This window comes from Streptomyces bambusae, from assembly GCF_019400985.1.
GTDB lineage: Bacteria > Actinomycetota > Actinomycetes > Streptomycetales > Streptomycetaceae > Streptomyces > Streptomyces bambusae_A.
The window spans coordinates 1-10,800 of the sequence record NZ_WTFF01000247.1; the positions used below are offsets into that span (position 1 = coordinate 1).

The following is a 10,800-nucleotide window of genomic DNA, read 5'->3' on the forward strand; positions in this document are numbered from 1 at the left end:
GACCCGGGACGCCCTCCCCGGCCCGAGCCGGCCGGCCGGCCACCTGCCGTCCCGTCACCGCTCGGCCGCAACCCGGCCGGGCGGTGACGGGACGGACAGGCCGGGGAGCCCATCCCGGGGCCCGGGCCTGACGGCCACCGGCCGACCCGACCCGCCCGGCCCCGCCCGGGCGGTGACGGCTGCCCCGCCGGATCCGTCACGTCATACGCCACACCCCCTATGCACCACTTGACGGACATGTCAGGCTGTCGGCGCGTAAACCGACTCTGTCCGGAAATCGCCCATGCACCTGCACCTGCGCCCACCCCCGCTCCGGCCCCCGCCTCCCGGCCCGCGGCCGCCCCGTCCGGCACTGCCGCGTGCGGTACCGCCGCGGACGGCGGCTGAGGCTGCGACGCGCGGTGCGCCGGGGGCAGCATGGAAGTACCGGCCGACGCGGCAAGGACCCGCGCAGGCGGTCCGGCGAACGGAGGCGTGCGGGTGACAGCCGAATCCCGTGCCGAGGAGGGCCGGCCCGAGCGGCCGGAGCAGGCGAGGGGCCTGCTGGACGTGCTCGGCGTCGCTGCCGTGGTCCTCGACGCCGAGGGCCGCATCCTGTTCTGGAGCCCCCAGGCCGAGGAGCTGTTCGGCTACCGGGCCGCCGAGGCGCTCGGCCGCTTCGCCGGCCACCTGCTGGTACGCGAGGAGCACCTGCCGCTCGTGACCCGGCTCTTCGGCGATGTGCTCAAGAGCGGCGACAGCTGGGCCGGGGCCTTCCCCGTACGGGTCAAGGACGGCAGCACCCGTCTGGTCGAGTTCCGCAACATGCGCCTGACCGACGGCCTCGGGGACGTCTTCGCCCTCGGCATCGCCGCCGACCACGCCACCGTCGAGCGCGTCGAGACCGACCTCGCGCTGTCGGAGCGGCTGGTCACCCAGTCCCCCATCGGCCTGGCCCTGATGGACCTCGACCTGCGCTACGTGCTGGTCAACCCGGCACTGGAGCGGATCGACCACCTTCCCGCCGCCCAGCACATCGGCCGCCACATCCGCGACACCCTCCCCTTCCTCGACGTCGCCGCCGTCGAGACGGCCCTGCGCCGGGTGCTGGACACCGGGGTCCCGCTGCTGGACCGGTACGTCGTCGGCCGCGACCCGTGGCACCAGGAGGGCGGCGGGGAGCACGGCGAGCCCGCACCCGATCTGGCCTGGTCGGTCTCCTGCTACCGGCTGGAGGGCCACCAGGGGCGGATCCTGGGCGTGGCCATCTCCGTCATCGACGTCACCGAACGCCACCGGGCCGCCACGGAGGCCGAGCGGGCCCGGCGCCGGCTGGGGCTGATCGCGGACGCCTCGGCGCGGGTCGGCACCACGCTGGAGGTCGGGCAGACCGCCCACGAGCTGGCCGCCGTGGCCGTGCCGGAGCTCGCCGACGTCGCCGCGGTGGACGTCCTGGACTCCGTCCTGTCCTGCCGCCGCCCCGGCGCGCCGGACACCGGGCCCGAGCTGTTCCGGGCGCTGGCGGTGAAGTCCGCCTACCCGACGGAGGCCGTCACGGCGGCCGATCCGACCGGCGAGCCGTGCATGTACGGCGCCGACCGGCTGGTGACCCGGTGCGTGCACACCGGCCGCCCGGTCATGGTGGCGCACGTCGGCGAGGCCGACCTGGCCGCCATCGCCCGCAACGAGGAGGCCGCCGCGATGCTGGCGCGGGCGGGGGTGCACTCGTACCTGGCGGTGCCGCTGATCGCCCGCGGCGAGGTGCTCGGCGCCCTCGATCTCAAGCGGGCCCGCAATCCGCTGCCCTTCGACGAGGACGACGTGATCCTGGCCTCCGAGCTCGCCGCCCGGGCCGCGGTCAGCATCGACAACGCGCGCTGGTACCAGAGCGTGCGCAATTCGGCGGTGACCCTCCAGCGGAGCCTGCTCCCCGACCGCCCCGCGCACCCCGTGGGGCTGGAGATCGCCTCCCGCTACCAGCCGGCCCACGCCTCGATGGAGGTCGGCGGCGACTGGTACGACGTCATCCCGCTGGCCGCGGACAAGACGGCCCTGGTGGTCGGCGACGTCATGGGCAGCGGCATCGACGCCGCCGCCACGATGGGCCGGCTGCGCACCGCCACCTGCGCCTTCGCCGATCTCGACCTCGATCCGGACCAGGTCCTCCAGCACCTCGACAAGATCACGGCCGGTCTGGAGCACTACATCGCGACCTGCCTGTACGCGGTGTACGACCCCCGGCTGGGCCAGTGCCGCATCGCCAACGCCGGCCACCTCCCGCCCGCCCTGCTGCGGGCGCAGGGCGGGCCCGCGGACCTGGTGCGCCTGCCGACGGGTGCGCCGCTGGGCGTCGGCGGCGTCCCGTTCGAGACCGTCACCGTGCCCTTCGCCCCCGGCGACACGCTGGTGCTGTACACCGACGGCCTGGTCGAGACCCGGAACGACCCCATCGACCTGCGGCTGGCCGCCCTGCTCAGGCTGCTGGACGACCCGCGCCGGCCGCTGGAGGAGATCTGCTCCGTGCTGCTGCGGTCCCTGCGCCGGCCGGACGACTTCGACGACGTGGCCCTCCTCACCGCCCGGAGCCTGCCGTGACGCCCGGGAGGCAGCCACGGACCGTCGCCGGGCACGTGTTCGTGCTCCAGGCGGTGATCGTGCTGATCCTCGTCGTGGTCGGCGCGACGGCCCTGGTCCTCCAGGCGCGCGGCGACAGCCAGCGCGAGGCCCGGAACCGGTCGCTGGCCGCGGCGGAGGCCTTCGCCCAGGCCCCCGGGCTGGCGCAGGTACTGCTGTCGGCCGATCCCACGGCGGTGCTCCAGCCCAGGGCCGAGGCGGCCCGGCGGGCCTCCGGGCTGGACTTCATCGCCGTGATGACCCCCGACGGGGTCCGGTGGACCGATCCCCGGCCCGAGTTGATCGGCCGGCGGGCCAGCGGCGACCTCGAACGGGCGGCCGCCGGGCAGTCCTTCACGGAGGTCTTCGAGGGGGAGCCGAGCGACGCCGTGCGTGCCGTGGTGCCGGTCCTGGACGACCGGGGCGTCGTCGTCGGCCTGGTCGGCACGGGAATAGAGATCAAGAACGTCTCCGACGTGGTGGAGGACCAGATGCCGCTCCTGATCGGCGCCGCGACCGGAGCCCTCGCGCTGGCCGTGGGCGGCGCCGCCCTGGTGAGCCGCCGGCTGCGGCGGCTCACGCACGGACTGGGTCCGATCGAGATGACCCGGATGAAGGAGCACCACGAGGCGGTGCTGCACGCCGTCCGCGAGGGCGTGCTCATCATCGGGCCGGACCGGCGGCTGATGCTGGCCAACGACGAGGCCCGGCGGCTGCTGGACCTGCCGGCGGACGCCGAGGGGCGGCACGTCACCGACCTGGGCCTCGATCCGGGCACCACCGAGCTGCTCTCCCCCGGCCGGATCGCGACCGACAAGGTCCACCTGGCGGGCGACCGGCTGCTGGCGGTCAACGTCCGCCCGACCGAGCCGTACGGCGGCCACGGCGCCGGCATCGTGATGACGCTGCGGGACTCCACGGAGCTCGTCGCGCTGTCCGGCCGCTCGGAGGTGGCGCGCAGCCGGCTCCAGCTGCTGTACGACGCGGGCGTGCGGATCGGCACCACGCTGGACGTGAAGCGCACCGCCGAGGAGCTGACGGAGGTGGCGGTTCCGCGGTTCGCCGACTACATCACGGTGGAGCTGCTCGATCCGGTGCTGCGCGGCGAGGAGCCGTCGGGCGCGTACACCGAGATGCGCCGGACGGCCCTCTTCGGGGTGCGGCCCGATCCGCCCCTGCAGCCGGTGGGCGACCTGATCAGCTTCACGGTCTCCGACACTCCGATGGCGGCCGCCCTCGCCGGCGGGCACGCCGTGCTGGAGAGCGACCTGACCACCGCGCCCGGCTGGCGGGCACAGGACCCCGAGGGGGCCCGGGAGGCCCTCGCGTACGGCATCCACTCGCTGGTCGCCGCCCCGCTCCAGGCGCGTGGGGTGGTGCTGGGCATGGCCAACTTCTGGCGGGCCGAGACCTCGGAGCCGTTCGGGGAGGAGGACCTGTCCTTCGCCGAGGAGCTGACGGCGCGCGCCGCGGTCTCCATCGACAACGCCCGGCGCTTCACCCGGGAGCACGACATGGCCGTCACGCTCCAGCGCAGCCTGCTCCCCCGCGTGCTGCCGGACCAGAGCGCCGTCGACGTGTCCTACCGCTATCTGCCGGCGAAGGCCGGGGCGAGCGGGGACTGGTTCGACGTGATCCAGCTGCCCGGGGCGCGGGTGGCGCTGGTCGTCGGCGACGTCGTGGGGCACGGGCTGCACGCCGCCGCCACGATGGGCCGGCTGCGCACGGCCGTGCACAACTTCTCCACCCTCGACCTGCCGCCGGACGAGCTGCTGGGGCACCTGGACGAGCTGGTCGACCGGATCGACGTGAACGAGGACCGCAGCGGCGAGGGCATCACCGGTGCCACCTGCCTGTACGCGATCTACGATCCGACGTCCGGGCGCTGCACGGTGGCCCGGGCCGGGCATCCGGGGCCCGCGCTGGTCGGTCCCGACGGGCGGGTGGACTTCCCCGAGGTGCCGGCGGGCCTGCCGCTGGGGCTGGGGCTGGGCGGGCTGCCGTACCAGAGCGCGGAGATCGACCTGCCCGAGGCGAGCCGGCTGGTGCTGTTCACCGACGGGCTGCTGGTGGACCGCGGCCGGGACATGGACGCCGGGCTGGTCCTGCTGCGCGAGGCGCTGTCGCGGGCGGGCCGCAGCCCGGAGCAGACCTGTGCGGACGTCCTGGACCGGCTGCTCCCGCCGGCGCCCAGTGACGACATCGCGCTGCTGGTCGCCGGGACCCGGCGGCTGGCGCCGGACGCCATGGCCCGGTGGGAGGTGGCTGCCGATCCGGCGGCCGTCTCCGGCGTGCGGGGCGCCGCCGCCGGGCAGCTGGCCGCCTGGGGCCTGGACTCCATCGCGTTCACCGCGGAGCTGATCCTCAGCGAGCTGATCACCAACGCCATCCGGTACGGGGGCGAGCCGATCCGGGTCCGGCTGCTGCGCGACCGCAGCCTGATCTGCGAGGTGTCGGACAGCAGCAGCACCTCCCCGCACCTGCGCTACGCGGCCACGACCGACGAGGGCGGGCGCGGGCTGTTCCTCGTCGCCCAGTTCGCCGAACGCTGGGGCACCCGGTACACCGCGCGGGGCAAGGTGATCTGGGCGGAGCTGCCGCTGACCGGGGAGGGGCCGGCGCCGGTGAGCGTGCCGGGCCTTCAGGAGCTGGAGGACCTGGCGTGGTGAGGCCGCCCCCCGCGCCCGCGCCGGTGGGCCGGGCGCGTCAGCCGGGCGGGCCGGCCGGGGCCTGTCGGCCGGGCGGGTCCGGCGGTGCGGTACGGGGCTTCGGGCGGGCCAGGAGGACGGCCACGTCGTCCTGTGCGGGGCAGGGCAGCAGCTGCTGGAGGACGGTGTCGCTGATCTCCTCCAGCGGCCGGTCGAGGTGGTGCAGCGCCTCCGCGAGCCGGCGCATGCCCTCGTCCAGGTCCCGGTCGCGGGCCTCGATGAGCCCGTCGGTGTAGAGGGCGAGCAGGCTGCCGGGTGGCAGGGGGACCTCCTCGACGTGGAAGTCACCACCTCCGGTGCCCAGCGGGGTGCCCTCGGGGCCGTGCAGGAAGGTGACGCCGCCGTCGGGGGTGACCACGGCCGGCGGGGGGTGGCCGGCCCGGGCCACGACGCAGCCGCCGGTCGCCGGGTCGTGGACGGCGTACACGCAGGTGGCCATCTCGTCCTCGCCCAGCTCGGCCACCACGGCGTCCAGGGAGCGCAGCATCTCGACGGGCGGGACGCCGTGCCGGGCCAGGGTGCGTACGGAGGTGCGCAGCTGGCCCATGACGGCCGCGGCGTGGACGCCGTGGCCCATGACGTCACCGATGACGAGTCCGGTGCGGCCTTCGGGGAGGGTGATGACGTCGAACCAGTCACCGCCGACGTCGTGCTCGCTGGCGGGCAGGTAGCGGCCGGTGAGCTCCAGGTCGGCGACGTCGGGCAGGGCGCTGTTGGTGAGGCTGCGCTGGAGGGTGAGCGCCGCCTCCCGCTGGGCGGTGTACATGCGGGCGTTGTCGATGTTCAGCGCGGCGCGGCCCGCGAGCTCGTCGAGCAGCACGCAGTCCTGTTCGTCGAAGGGCTCGCGGGTGCGCAGCCGGGTCACCACGACTCCCCCGAGGACCGTGCCGCGGGCCACGAGGGGGATCAGGCGGGCGGAGCCGACGCTGGCGACGAGGTAGTCGCGCAGCCGGCCGGCGCGCGGGTCGGTGATCAGCTGCGGGACGTCGGCGTGCGTCAGGTTCATGGGCCGCCCCTCGGCGATGACCCGCTCGTAGACCGAGCCGACGGGGACCTGGAGGGTCATGCCCGGCACGAGTTTCGCGGTGGGGGCGGTCGGGTCGGGGAAGGCGGCGGCCAGCCGGCGGACCAGTCCCTGGCGGGCGGATCCGGTGTCGTCGGGGTCGAGGACCTCTTCCAGCATCTGTACGTCGGCGGAGTCGGCGAGCCGGGGCACCAGCACCTGCACGATCTCCTGGGCGGTCTGGCGCAGGTCCAGGGTGGTGCCGATCCGGGTGCCGGCCTCGGCGAGCAGGGCGAAGCGCTGGCGGGCGCGCTCGGCGTCGACGAGGGCCTGCTGGCCCTCGGTGATGTCGATGAGGGAGGCGATCAGGCCGAGGGTGCGGCCGGAGCCGTCGCGCAGGGGGGCGTAGGAGCACGACCAGGTGTGGTCGCGGTCGGGGTCGGCGGGGGTGCGGCCGGTGCGCCGGGCGTCTATGACGGGGGTGCCCCGGTCCAGGGCCCGCTGCATCATCTCCTCCAGCGCCGTGGCGTTGACGCCGGGCACCACCTCGGTGAGCCGCCGGCCCATGTGGTCGGCGGCGGAGACGCCGTTCATCCGGGCGAGGGCCTCGTTGACCCGCAGGAACCGCAGATCGGGGCCGAGGGTGGCGAGGCCGATGGGCGACTGGGTGAAGAGGCTCTCCAGCGCGGCCAGCGAGTCGCGCATGCGCAGGACCTCGGAGGTCTCCACGGCGATCAGGAGCGTCCCTGCGCGGCCCGCGGGATCGGTGGCGGGCACGATCCACATCTCCATCGTCACCGGGTGACCGTCGCGGTGCCGGACGGAGAGGGTGCCGACCACGGTCTCGCCCGCGTGGACGCGGCGGGTCAGCTCGTCGGCGAGGTCCCGGTTGCCGTCGGGGACCAGGGTGTGGGAGGCGGGGCGGCCGAGGACCTCCCCGGGGAGGTATCCGAGCAGGTCCTGGGCGGCCAGGGACCACTCCACCACCCTGCCCTGCGTGTCCTCCCGCCACAGGGCGATCGGGAGCAGCTCGCGCAGCACGCCGGCATAGCCGACCGCCCGCTGCGGCTCCGACGGAGCCTGACTCGCCCACTGACGTGTGTCCAAGGCAAACGACCTCACCCGAATGGGCATTTTCCTACCGAAAACACCCTATAGGAGACCCTCGGGCCGGGCGCCCCCTCGCTCCGCCGGGCGGGCCCCGTCCCCCGCGGGCCCCACCGGGCCGGCCGGTACGGGCGGGCCCGGGAGCAGCAGGCGCTCCCGGGCCGGCCGGGAGGGACGTCAGTCGAAGTTCAGACCGCCGGTGCGGGTGCGCTTGAGCTCGAAGAAGTCCGGGTACGCCGCGAGGGTGCGCGCCGCGTCGAACAGCTTGGCCGCCTCCTCGCCCCGCGGGATCGAGCTGAGCACCGGGCCGAAGAAGGCGACGCCGTCGATGTGGATGGTCGGCGTGCCGACGTCCTCGCCCACCGGGTCCATGCCCTCGTGGTGGCTGCGCCGCAGGTCCTCGTCGTAGCGGTCGCTGTCCGCGGCCTTGATCAGCTCGGCGGGCAGGCCCGTCTCGGCGAGGGCCTCCTTGGCGACGGCGGTGAAGTCCTTGTTGCCGCCGTTGTGGATGCGGGTGCCGAGAGCCGTGTACAGGGCGGGCAGCGCCTTCTCGCCGTGCTGCTGCGCGACCGCCGTGCAGATCCGGGTGAGCGCCAGCGAACGGTCGACCAGGTCCCGGTACCAGTCGGGCAGTTCGTTGTTCTCGTTGAGGACGTACAGGCTCATCACGCGGAAGCGCAGGTCGAGTTCGCGCAGCTGCTCGACCTCCAGGATCCAGCGGGAGGTGATCCAGGCGAACGGGCAGGCGGGGTCGAAGTAGAAGTCGACGCGGGTGGGCCGGTTGGCAGATTCAGTCGTGGTCACCCACCCGACTCTGCCAACTCACCTCCCACTTCCGCCAGTCCATTAAACCCTCGGGTCAGCGCAGCCGGCCGGCCAGCAGGGCGGCCGTCTCGGCGACGAGCGCGTCGTCGCCCTTCGCGGTGGGCGAGGCGTGGGTGGTCAGGACCGCCATCACGATGGGGGCCCCGGCGTGCCGCGTACCCTTCGGGGACCACACGACGCCCGCGTCGTTGTTGGTGCCGTAGCTGCCGCCGCCGGTCTTGTCCGCCACGGTCCAGCCGGGCAGGCCGGCCCGGAAGCGCTTCTCGCTGGTGGTGTTGGCCAGCATCCAGCCGCCGAGCAGGTCCCGGTCCGGGCGGGTGAGGGCCCGGCCGAGCACCAGTCGGGCGTACGTCCGGCCGATCGCGCACGGGGTGGTGATGTCGGTCTCGCGGTCCGGCTCGGCCGAGTTGAGGTCGGGCTCCCACCGGTCGAGACGGGTCACCGGGTCGCCGACGGAGCGGCAGAAGCGGGTGACGGCGGTCGGCCCTCCCAGCTCGCGCAGCAGCAGGTTGCCGGCTGTGTTGTCGCTGTGCGCGATGGCGGCCCAGCACAGCCGCTCGACGGTCAGACCGTCGGCGATGTGCTCCTTGGTGATCGGGGACCAGCCGGGCTCGATGTCGTCGGCGGTCCAGCGGATGCGCCGGGCGAGGAACTCGCCGTCCCGGTCGAGGTCGCGCAGGACGGCCGCGGCGGCCAGCGGCTTGAAGAGCGAGCACACGGGGAAGTGCTCGTCGGCGCGGTGGGTGAGCGTGCGGCCGGTGGCGATGTCGTGGGCGAACACGCCGATCCGCGCCCCGCGTTCGCGTTCGAGCTCGCGCAGCCGGCCGGTGAGGCCGGGGTCGAGGCCGGGGCCGGCGCCGTTCCTCGGCGGTGCGGCGTGGGCGGTGCCCGCCCCCAGGGCCGTCGCGGCGGCCAGGGCCGCACCGGCCCCGAGGGCGATGGCGGTGCGGCGGGTCGGGGCGGTGCGGCGGGTCGGGCGGGTTCCCGTGGTCTCCACGTGCTCGTCCTCTCCTGCTTCTCCTGTCGGAACGTCAAGTACTGGAGTGGACGCCCTATTGGCACCACTGGTTCCACACGTCACATCCGCACCGCTGACCCCAAGAGCTCCCCACTCGCTCCTATCCAGCCATCTTGTCCGGAATCATTCGGCCGTCAGGGGCTCCCGGTGCCGCCGCGCACGCCTGCGCATCGCCACCACCACCGCCGCGACGGCGCCGGCCACGGCGGCCAGCGCCCCGCCCACGGTCAGCAGCCAGACCGGGACGCCGTCCCCGACGGTCAGCAGCCGGTGGCGGTAGACCACCCTGCGGTACTCCGTGTCGGCGGCCGCCGCCCGCAGCTCGTGGTCTCCGTCGATGCGGCCGGGCTCGGGGAACTCCTGCTCGATCGCGGTCAGGAACGCGGGCCGGCCGGCGGTCAGGCCGGCGAGCGAGGCCGGCGGCTGCACCGTCCCGGCGAAGGTGACCACGGGCGCGCCGCCGCCGATGGCGGTACGCGGCTCCATGCGGTGGTCGGCGAGCACGTACAGGCCGAGGGACTGCGGGGTCGCGGCCATGCGGGACAGCCGCATGGGGTAGACCGGCCGGTCGCTGGCGAAGGCGATCTTCAGCGGGTCCAGTGTGCCGCGCAGCACCTTGCCCCGCTCCCGGGGGGCCAGGCGTACCGCGACGTACTCCCACTTCTGGTCGACGTACGGGCGCACCTCCGCGGCCAGTCGGTCGGGCAGTTCGAAGCCGTTGCCCTCCAGCCAGGTGCGCAGCGCGTCGGGGTCCGTGGCGGTCAGGCGCGCCACGTCGAAGTCGCCGAGCTGCTCACGCCCGACGACGCCGACCCCGGGGGCGCCGGCCGTGGGGGGCGGCGCGGCGGCTCCGGCCCCGTCCCCGGAGGAGAAGGGCCAGTCGCCCCCGCGGGGCCAGAAGTAGTGGCGGGTCCTGCGCTCCGGGCGGGTGAGATCGGCCAGGTCGCCGAACATGGCGCCGTCGGCCAGCTCGACGGTGGCCCGGGTGGGCACCGGCATGATCCAGGCGGCGCGCGGAGCGTTCCCGTCGACGGTGAACCGCATGACGATCTGCTCCGACCGCCCGTCCCAGCGCACGACGGAGGTCTCACGGGCGACCCCGAGCCGGGCGCTGCGGTCGGTGACCATGGCGCCGCAGCCGCACGCGTACGCCGGGCTGATCAGCGACCCGAGCTGCAGCGCGAGCAGGGCGAACACCAGTGTCAGGACTCTTCGTTTCTTCTGCACGGGGCATCAGACGTGGTCGCGCCCCGTGCGGTTCCGGTTCCGGCCGCCGGCCAGGGCGCGGACCGCGGTGTGCCAGGCCGCGGAGACGGCCTGCTGGGCGCGCGTGGTCACCGCCTCGACGCAGGTCGCCTCGCCGGGGGCGGGCGGGTGGAGCGGGGCGCCGAGGTGGACGTGGAGGGCCGGCCGGCGGGCGGGGGCGGTGAGGACGCCGGCGAGCTGCTTGGCCGGGCTGCCGGAGCAGAGCCGGCGGGGCCCGGCCTGCCCCTGTCCCTTTATCACATAGTCCACTGCCGCGGTATCACCACGGTGTAGCTTGCTGA

At 74.7% G+C, this 10,800-nt stretch carries 6 protein-coding genes and 1 pseudogene; 2 read left to right on the top strand and 5 right to left on the bottom strand.

Features of this window, described 5'->3' with window-relative positions; genetic code table 11:
• Positions 1–480: 480 nt before the first annotated feature.
• A complete protein-coding gene (locus GPJ59_RS26885) occupies positions 481–2,574 on the top strand; it encodes a SpoIIE family protein phosphatase (RefSeq protein ID WP_308120502.1) in 2,094 nt (697 codons plus the stop codon).
• A complete protein-coding gene (locus GPJ59_RS26890; protein ID WP_308120503.1) occupies positions 2,571–5,261 on the top strand; it encodes a SpoIIE family protein phosphatase in 2,691 nt (896 codons plus the stop codon). The genes GPJ59_RS26885 and GPJ59_RS26890 overlap by 4 nt, the downstream gene beginning before the upstream one ends.
• A gap of 37 nt (positions 5,262–5,298) precedes the next feature.
• On the opposite strand, the gene GPJ59_RS26895 is transcribed toward GPJ59_RS26890, so the two are convergent.
• The 5 genes and pseudogenes from GPJ59_RS26895 to GPJ59_RS26915 all read right to left on the bottom strand — a co-directional run.
• On the bottom strand, positions 5,299–7,410 hold the full coding sequence (locus GPJ59_RS26895; RefSeq protein ID WP_219670290.1) for a SpoIIE family protein phosphatase: 2,112 nt from the start codon (positions 7,408–7,410) through the stop codon (positions 5,299–5,301).
• 177 nt (positions 7,411–7,587) lie between these two features.
• Positions 7,588–8,214: a mycothiol-dependent nitroreductase Rv2466c family protein gene (locus GPJ59_RS26900; RefSeq protein WP_219670291.1), complete on the bottom strand. Its 627-nt coding sequence runs from the start codon at positions 8,212–8,214 to the stop codon at positions 7,588–7,590.
• A 55-nt stretch (positions 8,215–8,269) separates the two neighbouring features.
• Positions 8,270–9,232 (bottom strand): class A beta-lactamase, encoded by a 963-nt coding sequence (gene bla, locus GPJ59_RS26905; RefSeq protein WP_219670292.1) that lies wholly within the window; start codon positions 9,230–9,232, stop codon positions 8,270–8,272.
• Positions 9,233–9,376: 144 nt separating this feature from the next.
• Positions 9,377–10,480, bottom strand: coding sequence for a DUF2330 domain-containing protein (locus GPJ59_RS26910; protein WP_308120504.1), 1,104 nt, complete (start codon positions 10,478–10,480; stop codon positions 9,377–9,379).
• A gap of 6 nt (positions 10,481–10,486) precedes the next feature.
• Positions 10,487–10,800, bottom strand: a pseudogene (locus GPJ59_RS26915) (hypothetical protein); the annotation flags it as partial.